17 protein-coding genes are annotated in these 18,836 nt (G+C 62.4%); 6 read left to right on the top strand and 11 right to left on the bottom strand.

Annotated elements, in window-relative coordinates:
• Positions 1–534 precede the first annotated feature (534 nt).
• Genes catA through OO306_RS20645 form a run of 3 tightly spaced genes read right to left on the bottom strand, consistent with a single transcriptional unit; the run spans position 535 to position 2,958 of the window.
• Positions 535–1,470: a catechol 1,2-dioxygenase gene (gene catA, locus OO306_RS20655; RefSeq protein WP_265969783.1), complete on the bottom strand. Its 936-nt coding sequence runs from the start codon at positions 1,468–1,470 to the stop codon at positions 535–537.
• A 43-nt stretch (positions 1,471–1,513) separates the two neighbouring features.
• Complete coding sequence (gene catC / locus OO306_RS20650; RefSeq protein ID WP_027593653.1) at positions 1,514–1,804, bottom strand: muconolactone Delta-isomerase; 291 nt, start codon at positions 1,802–1,804, stop codon at positions 1,514–1,516.
• 32 nt (positions 1,805–1,836) lie between these two features.
• On the bottom strand, positions 1,837–2,958 hold the full coding sequence (locus OO306_RS20645; protein WP_027593654.1) for a muconate cycloisomerase family protein: 1,122 nt from the start codon (positions 2,956–2,958) through the stop codon (positions 1,837–1,839).
• A gap of 135 nt (positions 2,959–3,093) precedes the next feature.
• Here OO306_RS20645 and OO306_RS20640 point away from each other — a divergent pair, with 135 nt between their 5' ends.
• The 3 genes from OO306_RS20640 to OO306_RS20630 all read left to right on the top strand — a co-directional run bounded on the left by OO306_RS20640 (position 3,094) and on the right by OO306_RS20630 (position 6,181).
• Positions 3,094–3,966, top strand: coding sequence for a LysR family transcriptional regulator (locus tag OO306_RS20640; protein ID WP_099428992.1), 873 nt, complete (start codon positions 3,094–3,096; stop codon positions 3,964–3,966).
• A 147-nt stretch (positions 3,967–4,113) separates the two neighbouring features.
• On the top strand, positions 4,114–4,881 hold the full coding sequence (locus OO306_RS20635; RefSeq protein WP_265969782.1) for an SDR family NAD(P)-dependent oxidoreductase: 768 nt from the start codon (positions 4,114–4,116) through the stop codon (positions 4,879–4,881).
• A gap of 28 nt (positions 4,882–4,909) precedes the next feature.
• Positions 4,910–6,181 carry a D-arabinono-1,4-lactone oxidase gene (locus OO306_RS20630; RefSeq protein WP_265969781.1) on the top strand — a complete coding sequence of 424 codons (1,272 nt, stop codon included), beginning with the start codon at positions 4,910–4,912 and terminating at the stop codon, positions 6,179–6,181.
• 60 nt (positions 6,182–6,241) lie between these two features.
• Here the strand turns inward: OO306_RS20630 and OO306_RS20625 are convergent, their stop codons facing one another.
• Entirely contained in the window at positions 6,242–7,042 is an 801-nt protein-coding gene (locus OO306_RS20625; RefSeq protein WP_186683192.1) for a helix-turn-helix transcriptional regulator, read from the bottom strand.
• A 115-nt stretch (positions 7,043–7,157) separates the two neighbouring features.
• Entirely contained in the window at positions 7,158–8,390 is a 1,233-nt protein-coding gene (gene eutH / locus OO306_RS20620; protein ID WP_265969780.1) for an ethanolamine utilization protein EutH, read from the bottom strand.
• A 212-nt stretch (positions 8,391–8,602) separates the two neighbouring features.
• On the opposite strand from eutH, the gene OO306_RS20615 reads away from it, so the two are divergent.
• Positions 8,603–9,934 carry a D-serine ammonia-lyase gene (locus tag OO306_RS20615; protein ID WP_265969779.1) on the top strand — a complete coding sequence of 444 codons (1,332 nt, stop codon included), beginning with the start codon at positions 8,603–8,605 and terminating at the stop codon, positions 9,932–9,934.
• Here the strand turns inward: OO306_RS20615 and OO306_RS20610 are convergent.
• Positions 9,931–11,328 (bottom strand): amino acid permease, encoded by a 1,398-nt coding sequence (locus tag OO306_RS20610; protein WP_027593657.1) that lies wholly within the window; start codon positions 11,326–11,328, stop codon positions 9,931–9,933. The genes OO306_RS20615 and OO306_RS20610 overlap by 4 nt on opposite strands.
• 70 nt (positions 11,329–11,398) lie before the next feature.
• Entirely contained in the window at positions 11,399–12,433 is a 1,035-nt protein-coding gene (locus OO306_RS20605; protein WP_265969778.1) for a histone deacetylase family protein, read from the bottom strand.
• Positions 12,434–12,556: 123 nt separating this feature from the next.
• On the opposite strand from OO306_RS20605, the gene OO306_RS20600 reads away from it, so the two are divergent.
• Positions 12,557–13,039 carry an Lrp/AsnC family transcriptional regulator gene (locus OO306_RS20600; protein ID WP_027593659.1) on the top strand — a complete coding sequence of 161 codons (483 nt, stop codon included), beginning with the start codon at positions 12,557–12,559 and terminating at the stop codon, positions 13,037–13,039.
• 226 nt (positions 13,040–13,265) lie between these two features.
• Here the strand turns inward: OO306_RS20600 and OO306_RS20595 are convergent, their stop codons facing one another.
• On the bottom strand, positions 13,266–14,177 hold the full coding sequence (locus OO306_RS20595; protein WP_265969777.1) for a LysR substrate-binding domain-containing protein: 912 nt from the start codon (positions 14,175–14,177) through the stop codon (positions 13,266–13,268).
• 97 nt (positions 14,178–14,274) lie between these two features.
• Here OO306_RS20595 and OO306_RS20590 point away from each other — a divergent pair, with 97 nt between their 5' ends.
• The gene (locus OO306_RS20590) at positions 14,275–15,366 is read left to right on the top strand and encodes a tartrate dehydrogenase (RefSeq protein WP_265969776.1); all 1,092 of its coding nucleotides are present in this window, start codon (positions 14,275–14,277) and stop codon (positions 15,364–15,366) included.
• Positions 15,367–15,381: 15 nt separating this feature from the next.
• Here OO306_RS20590 and OO306_RS20585 read toward each other — a convergent pair whose 3' ends face one another.
• From OO306_RS20585 to OO306_RS20575, 3 genes are read right to left on the bottom strand one after another with little or no spacing between them, the layout of a single operon-like run.
• A complete protein-coding gene (locus OO306_RS20585; protein ID WP_265969775.1) occupies positions 15,382–16,284 on the bottom strand; it encodes a helix-turn-helix transcriptional regulator in 903 nt (300 codons plus the stop codon).
• Positions 16,281–17,693: an aminotransferase gene (locus OO306_RS20580; RefSeq protein ID WP_265969774.1), complete on the bottom strand. Its 1,413-nt coding sequence runs from the start codon at positions 17,691–17,693 to the stop codon at positions 16,281–16,283. The genes OO306_RS20585 and OO306_RS20580 overlap by 4 nt, the downstream gene beginning before the upstream one ends.
• A gap of 34 nt (positions 17,694–17,727) precedes the next feature.
• Positions 17,728–18,831: a polyamine ABC transporter substrate-binding protein gene (locus OO306_RS20575; RefSeq protein ID WP_265969773.1), complete on the bottom strand. Its 1,104-nt coding sequence runs from the start codon at positions 18,829–18,831 to the stop codon at positions 17,728–17,730.
• Between the last annotated feature and the right edge of the window lie 5 nt (positions 18,832–18,836).

Raw genomic sequence — 18,836 nt, 5'->3', positions numbered from 1 at the left:
ATCACCGGTGGTGGGCCCGGTTGAGCAGGCCTGTTATCGACTGGAGGTGACAGCAGCGTAGATTTACTGTGTTTTCACCGGCCTCTTCGCAGCACAAGGCTGCTCCTACAAGGGTTGAGCGTCAGCCGAGCGCCACCTCCAAACTCAAGACAACACTTTCTTTTCCCTCACCACATGTGGAACACAAAAAAGCCCGGACCCCCCGCACGGAAAGGCCCAGGCATAACGGTGAAAACTGTGGAGGCTGGCGTGTGTAGGAGCAGCCTTGCGCTGCGAAGAGGCCGGTGACAGCAGCGTAGATTTACTGTGTTTTCACCGGCCTCTTCGCAGCACAAGGCTGCTCCTACAAGGGTTGAGCGTCAGCCGAGTGCCACCTCCAAACTCAAGACAACACTTTCTTTTCCCACACCACATGTGGCACACAAAAAAGCCCGGACCCTCCCCGCACGGAAAGGCCCAGGCATAAAACGGTGAATCCTGTGGAGGCTGGCGTGTGTAGGAGCAGCCTTGCGCTGCTCCTACAAGGGTCGAGCTTTAGCCGTCTTGCAACGCACGCGGGCGATGGCTGCGGGTTTCGGCCTCAGGCGCCTGCGCAGCCTGCAACGTGAAGTCGAAGGCCAACTCGGCGAAACGCTCCCCTTGCACGCCCCGATCATGCGCCGCCGCCGCATCCTCGACAAAGCGCAGGTCACCGATCAGCCCATCACGGGTGGCATAGGCAAAGTCATCCCACAGGTATTGGTCACCGGCGAAGTTGATCTGCGTGGTCAGGTGGCGATGCCCCGGCGCGGAGATGAAGAAGTGCACGTGCGCCGGGCGCTGGCCGTGGCGGCCAAGCAAGTCCAGGCACTCCTGAGTTGGCCCCTGCGGGTCGCAACCATAACCGGACGGCACGATGGAGCGGGCGCGGTAGCGGCCCTCTGCGTCAGTGATGATGCGTCGGCGCAGGTTGTACTCGGACTGGGTCGAGTCGAAGTACGAATAGGTGCCCTGGGTGTTGGCGTGCCAGAGGTCGACGGTAGCGCCTGTCAGCGGCTTGCCGTCGGCGCCGAATACCTGGCCTTGAAGGAACATCACTACGCCGGGGTCGGTGCCATCGTCCATGCGTGCTTCGCCTTGGCTAAGCGGCGCGCCTGCAACGTACAGCGGGCCTTCAATGGTGCGCGGGGTACCGCCGGTCAGGCCCGCTTCGGCATCCTTGGCGTCTTGCAGCAGGTCGATGAAGTGCTCGATCCCCAGGCCCGCTGCCAGCAGGCCCGCCTCGTTACGGCCGCCCAGGCGGTTGAGGTAGTCGACGGCATGCCAGAACTCGTCCTCGCTCACTTCCAAGTCTTCGATCAGGCGGGCAGTGTCCTGCAGCACGCGCAGGATGATCTGTTTGAAGCGCGGGTTACCCTCGGCGTGCCCAAGGCCTGCGACCTCTTCAAAAAACGACTGGATCTCGGCAGTGTGGGAAATTTTCACGGTCATTTTGCTTACCTCATCTTGTTCTTGTCAGGTAGTCAGGGACGAATCAGCGGTCGTCACTGTGGATCGACGACGGGTGGCGGCACAAGCCGTCCACCTCGATCTCCATGTACGGGAACAGCGGCAGTTGCATCAGGGTGTCGTGCAGGGCCTCGACGCTTGCCACATCGAACACGCTGTAGTTGGCGTAGTGCCCGGCAATGCGCCACAGGTGGCGCCAGGTACCTTCTTGTTGAAGGCGCTGGGCCAGTTCCTTTTCATCGGCCTTGAGCTTGGCGGCCTTGGCCGGGTCCATGTCGACCGGCAGTTTCACGGTCATCTTCACGTGGAACAGCATGAGGGTTCTCCTTAAGGCGTTGAATGTACAGTTCAGCGGCGGGCAAAGCGCGCCAGGCGCTGCTCGTCCAGGGTCAGGCCAAGGCCTGGCGTGCGTGGAATGTGCAGCTGGAAGTCGTGGTACTGCGGCGGCTCGTTGACGATCTCTTCGGTCAGCAGCAGCGGCCCAAACAGCTCGGTGCCCCAGGTCAGCTGGCGCAAGGTGAGGAACGCGTGGGCCGAAGCCAGGGTGCCGATCGAGCCTTCGAGCATGGTCCCGCCGTACAGGGCGATACCGGCCGCTTCGGCGATTTGCGCTGTGCGCAGCACTGCACGTGGGCCGCCGTTCTTGGCGATTTTCAGGGCGAAGATGCTGGCCGCGCCGTCCGCGGCCAGGCTGAAGGCGTCTTCGACGCTTTCGATCGATTCGTCTGCCATGATCGGCGCTGGGCTGCGCTGGTTGAGACGCACCTGGCCGCCGCGGTTGATCCGCGAAATGGGCTGTTCGATCAGGTCGATTCCGTTGTCGCCGAGCACCTGGCAGGCGCGCAGGGCCTGGGACTCGTCCCAGTACTGGTTGACGTCGACCCGCACGCTGGCGCTGTCACCCAGCTCGCGCTTGATCGCCACCACGTGCTTGAGGTCTTGCTCCACCGGGTTGGCGCCGATCTTCAGCTTGAACACACGGTGGCGACGGATCTCCAGCATGTGCTGGGCTTCGGCGATATCGCGGGCGGTATCGCCACTGGCCAGGGTCCAGGCCACTTCCAGGCTGTCGCGTACGCGGCCGCCCAGCAGTTCGCTGACCGGCAGGCCCAGGCGCTTGCCCTGGGCATCGAGCAAGGCGCTTTCGAGCCCCGACTTGGCAAAGGTGTTGCCCTTGGCCAGCTTGTCCAGCTTGAGCATGGCGGCGTTGATGTTATCTGCCGGCAGGCCGATCAGCGCCGGTGCCAGGTGTGCGTCGATATTGGCCTTGATGCCTTCGGGGCTTTCATAGCCGTAGGCCAGGCCACCAATGGTGGTCGCCTCGCCGATACCTTCGACGCCGTCGCTGCAACGCACGCGCAATACCACCAGGGTTTGCTGTTGCATGGTGTGCATGGCCAGCTTGTGCGGGCGAATGGTCGGCAGGTCGACGATAATTGCATCTATGCGTTCAATCAGGGTGTTTGTCATTGTTGCCAGGTCCCGTCAGATCGGACCGCAGATGGCAGACCCGATAGTTGCACTTACTTGATTGATCAAGCATTGCGCGAGACCCTGATACCCGTCCAATATCAAATGAATCTCCCACCATACCCTGGAGGTCTGATGGAACTGCGTCACCTTCGCTACTTCAAGGTGCTGGCCGAAACGCTGAACTTCACCCGTGCTGCCGAGCTGCTGCATATCGCCCAGCCGCCGCTAAGCCGGCAGATCAGCCAGCTCGAGGAGCAGCTCGGCACGCTGCTGGTGCTGCGTGAGCGCCCGCTGCGCCTGACCGAAGCCGGGCGGTTCTTCTATGAACAGACCTGCACCCTGCTCCAGCAACTGGAAAACATCAGCGACAACACCCGCCGCATCGGCCACGGGCAACGCCAATGGCTGGGCATCGGTTTTGCTCCCTCGACCTTGTACACCGTGCTGCCAGCGCTGATCCGCGAACTGCGCCAGGACAGCGAGCTGGAACTGGGGTTGAGCGAGATGACCACGCTGCAGCAGGTCGAGGCACTCAAGAGTGGCCGCATCGACATCGCCTTCGGCCGTATTCGTATCGATGACCCGGCCATCCTCCAGCAGGTGCTGTGCGAAGACCCCTTGGTCGCGGTATTGCCCAAGGGCCACCCGTTGGCAGGCACCCCACTGACCCTCGCGCAACTGGCCAAGGAGCCGTTCATTCTGTACCCGGCCAACCCCAGGCCCAGCTACGCCGACCATGTGCTGGCCCTGTTCGCCCACCACGGCATGACCCTGAAAATCAGCCAGTGGGCCAACGAACTGCAAACGGCCATCGGCCTGGTGGCCGTCGGGCTCGGCGTGACCCTGGTGCCGGCGTCGGTGCAACAGCAGCACCGCACGGATATCGAGTATGTCGGCTTGCTGGACACCAGCGCCGTCAGCCCGATCATCCTCAGCCGTCGCAAGGGCGATGTGAGCCCGATCGTGCAGCGGTGCCTGGCGTTGATTGCACAACAGGCGACCTGACCTGCCCTCCCCGTATACCCATCGGTATATGGATGTTCCCGTTGAACTGTTTCATGCTCCGACACGCGATCGCGAACCGCCGAGGCATCACACACATTCAATAAAAACCAATGCTGCGCCGGCAAACGGCGCGGCGCGGAGTCGAACATGACGGGACGTCTCAAGGGCAAGGTCGCGCTGATTACAGGCGGCGCGGGTGGGTGCGGGCTGGCCGCATCGGAGCTGTTCGCGGCAGAGGGGGCGCGGGTCGGTATCGTCGACTTGCCTGGCAGCAAAGGCGCTGAGGTGGCACAGCAGTTGCGCGATGCCGGCCATGACGTGCTGTTCGCCCCCGCCGATGTCTCCGAAGCGCAACAGGTCAAGTCTGCCGTTGCTGCCGTGGAACAGGCGTTTGGGCCCATCACCGTCCTTATGAACCACGCCGGTATCCTGGCTGCCGTGCCCTTCCTGGAAACCAGCGAAGAAGAATGGGACCGGATCATGGCCGTGAACGTGAAAAGCATGTTCCTGGTCACCAAGGCGGTCTTGCCGGGCATGCTCTCGGCAGGCGGCGGCAGCATCGTCTGTACGTCGTCGATCTCGGCCGTGGTGGGCACGCCGATGGAGGTGCTGTATTGCACCAGCAAGGGCGCCACGCACATGTTCGCCCGGGCCATCGCCGTGGAGTTCCGCGACCGCCGCATCCGCGCCAACGCGATCTGCCCGGGCTTCATCGCCACCGCCCATGGCCTGCGTGAAATCGACATGCTGCGCAAACACGGCGTGGATGTCAGCGAACATGCCATCGCCGCCGCCCAAGGGCGCCTGTGCCAGCCGTCGGAAGTGGCCACTGCGGCGCTGTTCCTGGCCAGCGACGACGCCAGTTTCGTCAACGGCGCCCACCTGTTTGCCGACAACGGCTACACCGCCATCTGATCACAACAATAATGGGCAGGAGAGCAACGTGACCACCTCATCGAACAATATGCACATCAACGAGTTCGGGCTCGATCAGGCGCACTGGCGCAATTGGGCGGGCAACCAGTCGTGTATCCGCGCGGCGCGTGGCGCGCCCTCCAGCGAAGACGAACTGTGCACCTTGGTGAGCCAGGCCAGCGCCAATGGCATGAACGTGCGCGTGGCAGGTTCCGGGCATTCGTTCACCCCGGTGGCGCTGACCAATGGCTTGCACCTGACGCTGGGCAACATGAGCGGTGTACGCCACATCGACCTAGAGAAAAAACGTGTCACTGCGGCGGCCGGAACGACCATCAACGCCTTCGGCAAGGCGCTGCGGGCTGCAGGCTTGTCCATGGTCAACCAGGGTGACATCGACAGCCAGTCGATTGCCGGTGCCTTGACCACAGGCACCCACGGCACCGGCCTGACCCTGGGTAACCTGGCCTCCTCGATCGTCGGCATGAAGCTGGTTCAGCCCAACGGTGAGATCATCGTGGTGGACGAAAGCACCCCCGACCTGCTGCAGGCTGGCCGGGTGTCGCTGGGGGTGCTGGGGATCGTCTCGGAGCTGACCTTGCAGGTGACCGACAGCTTCAACCTGCACGAACGCATCTGGCGTGAAGACTTCGAAAGCGTGATGGACAAGCACGACGATCTGGCCCGTACACACCGCCACTTCAGCTTCTTCTGGTGCCCCTACGAGCAGAGCCGGCACTGCTACTGCCTGCCCGACACCGCCGCCACCTCCACCAGCGGGCGCACCACCGACGTCTGCGAAGTAAAGGTCATGGACATCACCGACCGCCCGGCCTGGGAAAGCCCGCTCGAGAAAGTGGCCTACAGCTCGGACGTCTACCCCATCGAGTACCTGCCCAACTTCCATGAACTGGAATACGCCGTGCCCATCAGGCACAGCAAGGACGCCTTGCGGGCGGTGCGCAAGCTGATGCTCGAGGACTTCCCCGAGGCGATCTACCCCATCGAGTACCGTTTCACCGCAGGCGACGGCGCCTGGATGAGCCCGTTCTTCGAGCAGGACAGTGTCACCATTTCGGTGTCAGGCCAGCCAGGCACCGACTACTGGGACTACCTGCGTGCGGTCGACCAGATTCTGCGTTCATACGGCGCCCGGCCTCACTGGGGCAAGCTGCTCTTTCTGACCGGCGACGACGTCAGCGCGATCTACCCCCGTGCCGAGGATTTCCGCACCCTGCGCCGCCAGCTCGACCCTCAGGGGGTGTACCTCAGCGAGCACCTGAGCCCGCTGTTCAAGTAGGCCGCAACGGCTTGGCACAACGCCTGGGGGAGCACCTCGGGCGTTGTGCTTTCAAGGCCGTCAGGCCTTGGCCAGGTAGTCGATGAACAGGCGAAACAGCTCGGCGTTGGTAGAGATTTCAAGCCGCTGGTAGATGTTGTGCTTGTGCACTTTCACCGTGCCATCGGAAATATTCAGTTGCCTGGCAATCGACGCGTTGCTGTGCCCCTGCAACAGCAACTTGGCGATGTAGCGCTGCGTTTCGGTCAACTGGCCCTGCAGGATCTCGACGAACGCATCTTCCAGCACCACGCTCTCGGCTGGCGCATCGCGCAGGCAATCCGCGTACTTCAGCCGACAATGCTGCCCGAGTACCGAGGCCAGCACAGGCGCCATGGCGGCCAGCATCTGCATGTCGTCTTGGCCGAAGCTGCCACTGCTGAGGTTGCGCATCAGCGAGTAGACGACAGCCACCTGGGGGCGCAGTGCGATGATGAACCCCACCTCCTCCACCGAGGTGCCGTAGTCGGACGACACGCACGGGTGGATGTCCTTGGAGATGGAAAAGCCCGAAGAGAAGAAGCTGTCGGGTGCCAGCTCACTCATGCGCCACAGCCCGGGCGGGTGTTCGTTGACGCAGGCGACATAAAACGGGTCGAGCAGGTAGCCGCCGCGCACGTAGGCATTCAAGGTGCGCTCCGACACCGAGTCGTTGTAGCCGTTATGCACCAGCACGGCCTTCTGGTTGAACTGGAACAGGTAGCCACAGCTCATCTCAAAGGCCAGTTTCTCTCGCAGCAGCGCATCGATGGCGGGCCCCAAGTGTTCCGTGCCTATCGCGTCGATAACGGCCGCCAGCCTGTTCGCTTCTTCCAATGTCATCGTTCCCCCCTGCTCTTGTGCACTGAAGCACCCAGAACTTACCGCCCTGCGCCGCAAAAAGCACAAAATCCGGGGCGCCCTGGGCGCTCCGGATCATGTCGACGACGCTTTTCGATCAGGACGCTTCAGCCGCCACCTTGAAGGCGCTGGCGGCCTCATCCTGGCGCCCCATCTCAAGCGCCTTGGGTACGGCGAGCCAACTGGCCAGCAACATGGCGACCAGGCCACCACTGAGTTTGCCGATGATCAGCGGCAGGATCAACGAGGGCTGGAAGTTGGCAGAGAACGCCATGTGGTCGCCGAACGTGAAGGCGGCGCACACCGAAAAAGCGATGACCAAAACCTTGTCCTTGGGCGGCATTTCGCTGACCAGCCTGAACATCGCCAGGATGTTGGCCGATGCGGCCAGTACACCGGCTGCGCCAACACCCGACATGCCGAACCGCGAGGCGACCCGCTCGATGGGCTTGGCCAGAAAGCGCTTGAGCAGGTGCACCATCGGGAATGCCCCACACAGCATCAGGCCGACGTATCCCGCAATTTCCAGTGCGCGGAACTGGTCGTCGGCATCGGCGATGATAGGGGCGAAGCCCCAGCCACCGAATACGCTGCTGAAGAAGCCGGTGAAGTACTGGACGATGGAGGCCACCAGCACCAACACCACCGTCATGTACATGAACTGCCCAAGTTTGAGGAACAGGTAGACCATCAGCGTCGGGAAGTAGCGAAGTGCAGCAGCCAGCGCGATGCAGAACAGAATCAGCGGCATCAGGTTACGCACCAGCATCGGCCAGGTGAAGTGCAGTGCCTGAGTGGCCACGCCAGTGGTGGCGATGTCCGGGCGTACCTCCAGGCCGAGCATTTGAATGGTCATGGCAATCACCATGATGCTGACGGGAATGGTCAACAAGCCGGCCATGATGCCTAAGGCCATGTACTTGTGGTCGACCTTGCGCAGCATCGCCAGCCCAACCGGGATCACGAAGATGATCGTCGAACCAGACTGGAAGCCAGTGATCAAGCCGAGGATCCAGCCCTCGGGGCTTTGCGCCAGGGCCTTGGCAAGCTGGTAGCCGCCCATGTCGGAGGCGATGAAGATGGGCCCGGCAATCCCTGGGTCGGCGCCTAACGCCAGGAACAGCGGCGCGATCAACTGGCTGATGCCTGCGGAAATATAAGGGATCGCCGCCATGATGCCGGCCACGGGGATGAAGATGGGGCCAATGCTGTGCAGGCCGGCAATGAATTCCTGGCCCAATTCGCCTTCCGGGTTGTAGATGGATGCCACGGCACCCAGTACCGCGCACACCATGATGACGTAGATGACATAGGTGCCGATGCTTTCCATTTGCCGCCTCATTCTTGTAAGAGTTGTTGGGTTGGCAGGACTGAATGTCGCGGGGGGCGTAATTGTTTTTATCGCGCATGCAAGGTGCGCCCCGTCGAGGGTTAAGCTATTCGGCAGGCAGTTGGCTGTCCATATACCGAGAGGTATAGGCAGTTCACAGAATGTGGGGCAACCCTGCTACTCCACACGGGTCATCAACACAGGAACAACGCATGATTCACGGCAAATCGCTAGACGCTTGGTACGCCTCTCACCCGCGGGTCGAGGACCTGGTCACGCTGCGCGAAACCTGCTGGTTCAACCCAGGCATCGTGCCCACCGCACAAGCCCTGGGCGACGTCGGCCTCACTGCCACCGACGTCAGCGCAGCCAGTGCCCGTCTGCAGCGGTTTGCACCGTACCTGGCCGAGGTGTTCCCCGACACCGCCGCGTCTGGCGGCATCATCGAATCGCCGATTCGCCCGCTGCCTGCCCTGCAGCACATCCTGCTGCAAGAGGCTGGCCTTGCCCAAGGCGGTGCGCTCTGGCTCAAGGCCGACAGCGAGCTGCCGATTTCCGGCTCGATCAAGGCCCGCGGCGGCATCCACGAAGTGCTCAAGCATGCCGAAGACCTGGCGCTGGCGGCCGGCCTGATCACCCTGGACAGCGATTACCGAGTATTGGCCAGGGATGACGCCCGGCAGTTTTTCAGCCAGTACAAGGTAGCGGTCGGCTCGACCGGCAACCTCGGGCTGTCGATCGGCATCATGAGCGCGCGGCTGGGTTTCCAGGCCACGGTGCACATGTCGTCGGATGCGCGGCAGTGGAAAAAGGACAAACTACGCGCCAACGGCGTGAGCGTGATCGAGTACCCCTCCGACTACAGCGTTGCGGTGGAACAAGGCCGCCAGCAAGCAGCAGCGGACCCTACTTGCTACTTCGTCGATGATGAAAACTCGCCTCACCTGTTCCTCGGTTATGCCGTGGCTGCCGAACGCTTGCAGGGCCAGTTCAAGGCCGCCGGCATCAAGGTCGATGCCGAGCACCCGCTGTTCGTCTACCTGCCCTGCGGCGTGGGTGGCGGGCCTGGCGGGGTGGCGTTCGGCTTGAAGCTGCTGTTTGGTGATCACGTGCACTGCGTCTTCGCCGAACCCACCCATTCGCCCTGCATGTTCCTTGGCGTGTACACCGGGCTGCATGACGAAACCAGCGTGCAGGACTTCGGCATCGACAACGTCACCGCAGCCGATGGCCTGGCGGTAGGCCGCCCTTCCGGTTTTGTCGGCAAGGCCATGCAGCGCCTGCTCGACGGCTACTACACGGTCACGGACGAGCGGCTGTACCAATTGCTGGTGCTGGCCCATGACCTGGAGCAGGTACGCCTCGAGCCCTCGGCGCTGGCCGGCATGCCTGGCATGGTGCAGGTACTGCAAGCAACGCAGTACCTGGCGCGCATGGGGCTGACGGCGCAGCGCATGGCCAACGCGACCCACTTGGTGTGGGGCACCGGTGGCAGCATGGTGCCGGATGACGAATATGCCGCCTACCTGGCCAAGGGGCGTTAGGCCTTGCGCCGTCGATAAGCCACAAGCAGAAAGACAAACCACAACGGCATCACGCACAGGGCCATCCGCGTATCCGGCTCTAGGGCCAGAAGCACCAGCACGAAGCCGAGGAAGCCCAGCGAGGTGACGGCCATCGGCACGCCACCCGGCAGCTTGAACTTCGACGCCTGGTGCGCGGCCGGGTTGTGCTTGCGGTAGGCGATGTACGCGGCGAGGATCATCGACCAGGTGAAGATCACCAGAATCGCCGAGATGGTCGAAATCAGCGTGAACACCGTCATCACCTCGGGGATGATGAATAGCAGGGCCAACCCGGCTAGCATGCACATCGCCGAAAACAGCAAACTGTGCACCGGCACGCTGAGGGCCGAAAGCCTGGCAAAGATGGCGGGTGCATTACCCCGCTCGGCCAGGCCAAACAGCATTCGGCAGCCGGAATAGACGCCGCTGTTGGCAGAGGATGCCGCCGACGTCAGCACCACGAAGTTGAGCATGCCGGCAGCGGCGGGAAAGCCGGCCAACAGGAACAGCTCGACGAAGGGGCTGCGGTTGGCCGGCACTTCTGCCCACGAGACCACGCTAATGATGCACACCAGCGCCAGGATGTAGAACAGCAGGATGCGTAAAGGAATGGTGTTGATGGCCTTGGGCAGCGAACGGTGCGGGTTCTTTGCCTCGGCGGCGGTGGTACCGATCAGCTCGGTGCCAGCGAAGGAAAACACGGCAATCTGGAAGCCTGCGAAAAACCCACTGATGCCATGGGGCAGCACCGCGCCGGGCGCCACCACGTTGGACAGCGAGGCCACCACGCCGTTGGGTGATACATAGGCGGTGGCGATCATCACCGCTGCGGTGATGATCAGCGTGACGATGGCCACGATCTTGATGATCCCGAACCAGAACTCCACTTCGCCGAAGATTCGCACCGCCAACATGTTCAGCCCAAGCAGCACGAACAGGGTGAAGAACGCCGGTATCCAGGCGGGCACATCCGCATACCAGTACTGGAAGAACCCCGCCACGACCACCACGTCGCCGACCACCGCCACGCTCCAGCTCAGCCAGTAGGACCAGCTCAGCACGAAGCCGGCGCGCGGGCCCAGGTAGTGGGCGACGATGTCGGCGAACGATTTGAAACGCAGGTCAGAAAGCAGCAGCTCGCCCATGGCACGCATGACGAAGAACACGAAAAAACCGAGGATCGCGTAGACCAGCAGAATGGAGGTACCGGACAGCGCGATGACCTTGCCCGAGCCCATGAACAAGCCGGTGCCGATGGCGCCACCAATGGAGATCAGCTGGATATGGCGGTTTTCCAGCGTGCGTTTGAGGTGCCCGTCTTGGGCTGAGTCTGTAGGTTTGCTTTGATCAAGGCTTGCGGACATGTCTTGCATGAGCGACCTCTTTTTATTGTGGGTATCAGGGCTTTCGAACAAGGCCCGCGCAGGGCCTTGCCACGGTGTGCTATCGAACCGCGCCTTCGAACCCTTGCAACGTGTTCACGGCATTGATGCCGATTTCATCGACCATGTAGCCGCCCTCCATCACGAACAGCGTCGGGATGCCTACGCGTGCGATCTCCGCGCCCAGGCGCAGGAAGTCTTCGCTGGTGAGCTTGAAGTGGCTGATCGGGTCGTCCTCGAAGGTATCGACGCCAAGCGACACGACAAGAAAGTCCGGCTGGTGCGCGACAACGCGCTTGAGCGCGTCCTGCAACGCCAGCCGGTACTGCGCCCAGAGGGTGCCTTTGCCCAGCGGGTAGTTGGCATTGAAGCCCTCCCCGGCCCCCGCGCCCTGTTCGTGGGCATAGCCGGAGAAGTACGGGTAGGACACATGCGGATCACCGTGGATCGAGGCGAAAAACACATCGGGGCGGTCATAGAAAATGTTCTGCGTGCCGTTGCCGTGGTGGAAATCCACGTCCAGCACGGCCACGCGCCGTGCACCCTGGCTCAGGCAGCGTTCGGCGGCAATGGCGGAATTGTTGAGGTAGCAATAGCCGCCCATGTATTCGCGGGCCGCATGGTGCCCAGGGGGGCGGCACAGGGCGAAGGCACTGGGCGCGCCATCGATTACACGCTGCATGCCGGTCAGTGCCACGTTGGCACTGCTGCGCACAGCTTCCCAGGTGCCGCCGGTAATCGGCGCGCCGGCGTCCATGGCGTAGAAGCCCAGTTTGCCATCGATGAAGCCCGGCTCCCGGTCGATGGCCAGGTCGCGCACCGGCCATACCAGCGGCAGCGCATCATGGGTCTTGCCGGTGGCGGTCCATTCTGCCCAGGCACTTTCCAGAAAGCTCACATAGCGCTCGCTGTGCGCCGCGACATAGCAGGCACGGTCAAACGATTGCTCGGCGATGACATCGCCAAGGCCTGTGGACTGCACACGCGCCAGCACGGTATCGGCACGCTGAGGGTTCTCGAATGACGGCGTGATGGCCCCGTCCTTGAGCTCGGAGCCATGGTGCAAGCGGTGTTTGTTGCTAAAGACTGTCAGCACGCGAATGTCCTTTTTCAAGGTGGTATCGGATAACCAATTTTCGCGACAGACCGCTGAAAATGCTTTGCTTTATGCTCAGCCAAACCGGATGCTTGAGCGAAACATTCACCCGGTAGCCCCATAATGAGCAAAGCCTTTGCTTACGAAGAACTGGACGAAGTAGACCGCGAACTGCTGCGCCTGCTGCAGGAGGACGGCACCTTGTCCAGCGCCGCCTTGGGCGAGCGCCTGTCGATGACCGTGACCCCCTGTTGGCGCAGGCGCAAACGCCTGGAGGAGCTGGGCCTGATCAAGGACTACCAGGCCAACCTGGACCGCAAGAAGCTGGGTTATGACGTCATGGCCTTCGCCCAGGTGCGCTTCGGCAACCATTCGGCCGAAGCACCTGACGACTTCGAGCAGGTGATTCTGAAATTGCCGCAGGTATTGTCCTGCCACAAGGTCACGGGTGAGGCTGATTACGTGCTGACGGTGCTGGCGACCGACCTGGAAAGCTATGGCCGTTTCGTCGAAGACGTGTTGCGGCGGCAACCTGGCATAGCGTCGATCCAGTCGAGCCTGGCCCTGCGGGAAATCAAGGCGGTTAGCCGTATACCGGTGAGGTAGGCGTTGGGTGCCTGACTTGGTTTTTGGGGCGTTTATGAGATCGGGCGCCGCACGCGCGGCGCTTCGCAGCACAAGGCTGCTCCTACATTTTTTCGGGCCAATTATTCCTGAGGCGGTCGCGCGCGCTGGTACAGGCGTTGCGAAACAACTGTAGGAGCAGCCTTGTGCTGCGAAGCGCCGCGCGTGCGGCGCTCGATCGCATAGGCGCCACAACACGAAAGCCCCGCTACCCTGGCAACCTATACCGCTCGGCAAAATACTGCCGGAAGAAATCCACTGCCACCCGCACCTTGGCCGAACTCGCCAGCGGCGAGGTATACACGGCCCAGATATCCGCCGGCTGGTGATAGTCACTCAACACCTGCACCAGGCGCCCATCCAGCAGGCTGTCGTGCACATCCCACCAGGACCGCAACAATATTCCGCGCCCATCCAGGCACCACTGGTGCGCCACCTCGCCATGGTTGCTGGACAAGCTCCCCGTCACCCGCACACTTTCTTGGCCCTCAGGGCCTTCGAGCTGCCAGATACCAAACGGGTGGTCGCGCTCCTTGATCACCAGGCAGTCATGGCTGCCCAGGTCGGCCAGCACTTTCGGTGTGCCTTGCCGCGCCAGGTACGCAGGTGAAGCACAGAGCACCCGACGGTTCTTGGCCAGCAGCTTGGCGATCAGGTTGGGCGCAATGGTATTGCCCACGCGGATGTCCAGGTCGACCCCCTCCTCGATCAGGTCCACCAGGCGGTCATGCACGTCCAGCCGAATATCCAGACGCGGGTAGCGCTCGGCCAGTTCCGACAAGGCTGGGGCCACGAACCTGCGCCCCAGGCCCAAGCTGCTGGCGATGCGCAGTTGCCCTGCCGGCTCGCGGTGCTGGGCACTGATGTCATCGCCCATGCGCTGCACCGCATCGAAAATCTGCAGCGCCCACTGGTACACCCGCTCACCCTCTTCGCTGATCGTCACCCGCCGCGTGGTGCGGTGCAGCAAGCGCACCTGCAGGTTTTGCTCGAGCACGCGAATGCGTTTGCTGATGTACGCCGCCGACATGCCCAGCTCGTCGGCCACGGCGGCAAAGCTGGCGCGCTTGGCCACCTGTAGAAAGATGTTGAGGTCGTCGAGGTTGGGCAGATTATTCACGTTTCGTGTTCCAAGAATCCATGAAAGGCTGGATTATCTCCGATTTAAGGCCTTATAGCATGGCTCGCACCTGTTCCCTAGCCAACGAGTGTGCCCCATGACCAAGACATTCAGAATCGCAGCCATCCCCGGTGACGGCATCGGCACCGAAGTGCTCCCCGAAGGCATTCGCGTGGTCGAGGCTGCCGCTCGCAAGCACGGCCTGGCCATCAGCTTCGAGTTCTTCGAGTGGGCCAGCTGCGATTACTACCTGGCCCACGGCAAGATGATGCCGGACGACTGGTTCGAGCAGCTCAAAGGCTTCGACGCCCTGTACTTCGGCGCAGTCGGCTGGCCCGACAAGGTCCCGGACCACATCTCGCTGTGGGGCTCGCTGCTCAAGTTCCGCCGCGACTTCGACCAGTACGTGAACATTCGCCCGGTGCGCCTGTTCCCGGGCGTGCCGTGCCCGCTGGCCGGCCGCGCACCCGGCGACATCGACTTCGTGGTGATCCGCGAGAACACCGAAGGCGAGTACTCGTCCCTGGGCGGGCGCATGTTCGAAGGCACCGAAAACGAGATTGTGCTGCAAGAATCGGTGTTCACCCGCCGTGGGGTCGACCGCATCCTCAAATACGCCTTCGACGTGGCACAAACCCGCGCACGCAAACACGTCACCTCGGCCACCAAGTCCAACGGCATGGCCGTGAGCATGCCGTACTGGGACGAACGCACCGCAGCCATGGCTGCCAATTATCCGGAAATCAGCTGGGACAAGCAGCACATTGATATCCTCTGCGCCCGCTTCGTGCTGCAACCGGACCGCTTCGACGTGGTCGTGGCCTCTAACCTGTTCGGCGACATCCTTTCCGACCTCGGCCCGGCCTGCGCAGGCACCATCGGCATCGCCCCTTCGGCCAACCTCAACCCCGAACGCAAGTTCCCGTCCCTGTTCGAACCGGTACACGGCTCGGCGCCGGACATCTTCGGCAAAAACATCGCCAACCCGATCGCGATGATCTGGTCCGGTGCGCTGATGCTCGAATTCCTCGGCAACGACGGTGCCGACCCGCGCTACCGTGCCGCTCACGATGACATCCTCAAGGCCATCGAGCAGGTCATCGCCGCAGGCAACACCACCCGCGACATGGGCGGGCATAAGTCCACCCAGGAGGTCGGCCGGGCCATCACTGCCCTGATCGAGGCCTGACGCCCAGGGCCGCGCCTACAACGCCAGGGTGTGCTCGACGGCACCCTGGCGCAACCAGTCGATAAACCGCGCAAACAGCTCCGACTGTGAATTGATCTCAAGCTTCAGGTACAAATTCTTGCGGTGCATGCGCACGGTCTCCGGCGAGATCCCCAACTCCACCGCCGTGGACTTCACCGAGTGCCCGCGCAAGATCATGTGCGCCACTTCACGCTCACGATCCGTAAGCACCTGGCAGCCAAAACTCTCGAACGCTGCCTGTACACTGCCCCGTTCAGCCAAGGCCGTGGCAGGTTCAAGGTTGTAGCGGGCATAACGCACCAGCAGCTCGCGCACCATTGGCTCGACCGCCCGCAACAGGTCGATCTGCCCGCTGCTCAAACGCGTGCCACTGCACCCCTGAAACAAGCTGAACGAAAGCTTGCGGCCCTCGCTGAGGTCGACGATGTAGTAACTGTCTTCACTGCAGCCGGTGCCCAGGTAGTAGGCCTTGTAGTAGTCGCTGTCGAAGAAGTTGTCCGGGGCGATTTCCTGCAAGTGATAGAACCCTTCGGCCAAGCCACTCTGCACGGCCAGGCAAAAGGGGTCGAGCAGGTAGCCCGCGCTGAAATAACGCTCGAGCACCGCATCACGATGCACCTCGGGGATGCCCTGCTTGTACAGCAGGCGCGGTGCACGCCCCTGGCATTCGAGGCTGATCATCATCGACTCGACCTGCACCAGTTGGCTGATCGCAGCCGCCACGTAGCTCAGGGCATCGACTGATTCACTGTGGGCGAGCGCACGCTGCAGCGCTGCATGCCAGTGCTGCAGCGCCCCCAGCGAGAGGGTGAGCGGAGTGTCGGAAGTGGCCTGGGTCATGCCCGGCAGTCTAGCCTGCCAGGCACGCCCACGCACAGCCCTTTGCGCCAGGCTCATCGCCCTTGGTACAGCCCTTGCGCGGTCAGTTCGCGCGCCGTTTCGATGATGCACTGGCGCAGGGTTTCGACGATCTCGTCGACTTGCGCATGCGTGATGATCAACGGCGGCGACATCACGTTCAGGTGCATGATCGGCCGCACCAGCAGCCCCTTGGCCTGGGCTTTGCTGTGGATGCGCTCACCGATGTTGACCGCATCAGGAAACAGCGCCTTGCTGGCTTTATCGGCAACGAACTCGACACAGGCCATCAGTTTCAGGCAACGCACATCCCCCACCAAAGGCAGGTCGAGCAAGGTTTGCAGCCGTTGCTCCAGGTAGCTGCCCACGTCCTTGACGTGCGCCAGCAACTGCTCGCGTTCGATGATTTCGATGTTCTTCAATGCCGCCGTGCAGCACACCGGGTGCCCGCTGTAGGTGAACCCGTGGGTGAAGCAGCGGCCCTTGCCCGGCTCGGCGATCACCTGCCAGATCCGCTCGGAGAAGATGCACGCGCCCAGCGGCAGGTAGGCCGAGGTCAGGCCTTTGGCGGTGGTGATGATGTCTGGCGTGACGCCGAACAGTTCCTCGCTGGCGAAGAAGGTGCCCAGGCGGCCGAACGAGGTCACCACCTCGTCGGCGACGAACAGGATGTCGTAGGTCTGGCACACCTGCCACATACGCTCGAAGTAGCCCTTGGGCGGGATGATCACCCCGCCCGAGCCCATGATCGGCTCGGCGAAGAACGCCGCCACGTTGTCGGCGCCCAGGGAGAGGATCTTGTCCTCGAACTCGGCCACCAGGAAGTCGAGGAACTCGGCCTCGTCCATGTCGTCCGGGGCACGGTACGGGTTGGGGTTGGAGACATGGTGGATCAAGTCATGGGCGTAGTCGAACTCTGGCACGCGGTCGGCAGCCTTGTTGCCAATCGCCATGGTCAGGGTGGTGGAGCCGTGATAGGCGTTGTAGCGCGCGATCACGTGCTTCTTGTGCGGCTTGCCCCGGCAGTTCTGGTAGTACTGAATCAGCCGGTAGGCGGTATCGACGGCGGTAGAACCACCGGTGGTGAGAAATACGTGGTCGAGGTCACCTGGCGCCAGTTGCGCGAGCTTCTGGCACAGCGCGATAGCGACGTCATTGGCCATGTCGGAGAACGGGTTGGAGTAGGCCAGCTTGCGCACCTGGTCGGCAATGGCCAGGGCCATCTCTTCACGGCCCAGGCCGATGTTGGTGCACCACATGCCGCCGACCGCATCGAGAAAACGGTTGCCGTGGGTGTCTCGGATGTAGGCGCCCTCACCTTCGACGATGTTCAGCGCACCTTGCTCGCGGTGCTCGTCGAACACATGGTAGCCGTGCATGTAGTGGGCCTTGTCGGCGTCCACCAGTGGGTCGTGGGCAATGGCGAATGCTTTGCTGGGTGTGGCCATGGGCAGCTCCTTGGCGGGAATCGGTTGGCAGTGTTCAGAAACCGGTCTTGACCGTGCTCCAGACCCGGGTGATGGCGCGCATGTCCTTGGGGCTCTGGGTCTTCTGGGCGAACAGGCGTTGGCGGGTCTGGGCATCGGGGTAGATCGCCGGGTCTTGGCGGATGTCGGCGTGCACCAGCGCCGTGGCAGCGGCATTACTGTTGGCGTAGTGGATGAAGTCGGTGACCTTGGCCATGGTCTGCGGCTGCAGCAAAAACTCGATGAAGCGGTGAGCATTGGCCGCGTGCGGCGCGTCTTTGGGGATGTAGAGGTTGTCGAACCAGATCAGCGAGCCTTCCTTGGGGATGAAGAACGCCAGCTTGATGGCCTTTTTCGCTTCTATGGCACGGGCCTGGGCGGTGGCGTAGTCACCTGACCAGGTCAGGGCCAGGCAGACATCGCCGTTGGGCAGGCTGGTGAGGTAGTTGACCGAGTCGAACTTGCGAATGTACGGGCGAATGCCCATCAGCAGCTGCTCGGCAGCCTTGAGGTCGGCGGGCGCTGCGCTGCGAGGGTCTTTGCCCAGGTACTGCAGGGCCAGCGGGATCACCTCGGTCGGCGCGTCCATCAGGGTGACACCGCAGTCGGCGAAGCGCGAAACGATCTTGGGGTCGAACAGCATGGCCAGCGAGCCGATCGGTGCATCGGGCATGCGCGCGGTGATCTTGTCGACGTTGTAAGTGATCCCGGAGCTGCCCCAGGTATAGGGTGCCGAGTACTTGAGGCCGGGGTCGTAACCTTGCAGGTTGCTCACCACCTGCTCATCCAGGTTGTGCCAGCTGGGCAGTTGCTGCTTGTCCAGCGGCTGGAACACGCCGGCCTGAATCAACGGGGGTACCAGGGAGGCGTTGAGCATTACCAGGTCGTAGCCGGAGCGGCCGGTGAGCAATTTGGTCTGGACGGTTTCGTAGCCATCGAAGGTGTCGTAGATGACCTTGATGCCGGTGGCCTTCTCGAAGTCGGCCAAGGTGGTTTCGCCGATGTAGTCGGTCCAGTTGTACAGCCTTAACGTGTTACCGCTGTCCCCCTCTACCGCCAGTGCCTGCGTCGCGGCCGACGCCAGCAACAGGCTGCCAATCACCTTCAGTGCCTTGCGCATAGCAA

It is taken from the genome of Pseudomonas sp. DCB_AW (assembly GCF_026240895.1).
Taxonomy (GTDB): Bacteria; Pseudomonadota; Gammaproteobacteria; order Pseudomonadales; family Pseudomonadaceae; genus Aquipseudomonas; species Aquipseudomonas kermanshahensis.
This window is presented reverse-complemented; position numbering and strand designations above follow the sequence as displayed.

Excerpts from the sequence above, each read along its gene's own strand:
- OO306_RS20645 (WP_027593654.1), bottom strand. The coding sequence starts at position 2,958 with ATGACAAACACCCTGATTGAACGCATAGATGCAATTATCGTCGACCTG.
- OO306_RS20590 (WP_265969776.1), top strand. The coding sequence starts at position 14,275 with ATGACCAAGACATTCAGAATCGCAGCCATCCCCGGTGACGGCATCGGC.
- OO306_RS20615 (WP_265969779.1), top strand. The coding sequence starts at position 8,603 with ATGATTCACGGCAAATCGCTAGACGCTTGGTACGCCTCTCACCCGCGG.
- OO306_RS20625 (WP_186683192.1), bottom strand. The coding sequence starts at position 7,042 with ATGACATTGGAAGAAGCGAACAGGCTGGCGGCCGTTATCGACGCGATA.
- catA (WP_265969783.1), bottom strand. The coding sequence starts at position 1,470 with ATGACCGTGAAAATTTCCCACACTGCCGAGATCCAGTCGTTTTTTGAA.
- OO306_RS20580 (WP_265969774.1), bottom strand. The coding sequence starts at position 17,693 with ATGGCCACACCCAGCAAAGCATTCGCCATTGCCCACGACCCACTGGTG.
- OO306_RS20575 (WP_265969773.1), bottom strand. The coding sequence starts at position 18,831 with ATGCGCAAGGCACTGAAGGTGATTGGCAGCCTGTTGCTGGCGTCGGCC.
- eutH (WP_265969780.1), bottom strand. The coding sequence starts at position 8,390 with ATGGAAAGCATCGGCACCTATGTCATCTACGTCATCATGGTGTGCGCG.
- OO306_RS20635 (WP_265969782.1), top strand. The coding sequence starts at position 4,114 with ATGACGGGACGTCTCAAGGGCAAGGTCGCGCTGATTACAGGCGGCGCG.
- OO306_RS20600 (WP_027593659.1), top strand. The coding sequence starts at position 12,557 with ATGAGCAAAGCCTTTGCTTACGAAGAACTGGACGAAGTAGACCGCGAA.
- OO306_RS20640 (WP_099428992.1), top strand. The coding sequence starts at position 3,094 with ATGGAACTGCGTCACCTTCGCTACTTCAAGGTGCTGGCCGAAACGCTG.
- OO306_RS20610 (WP_027593657.1), bottom strand. The coding sequence starts at position 11,328 with ATGCAAGACATGTCCGCAAGCCTTGATCAAAGCAAACCTACAGACTCA.
- catC (WP_027593653.1), bottom strand. The coding sequence starts at position 1,804 with ATGCTGTTCCACGTGAAGATGACCGTGAAACTGCCGGTCGACATGGAC.
- OO306_RS20585 (WP_265969775.1), bottom strand. The coding sequence starts at position 16,284 with ATGAGCCTGGCGCAAAGGGCTGTGCGTGGGCGTGCCTGGCAGGCTAGA.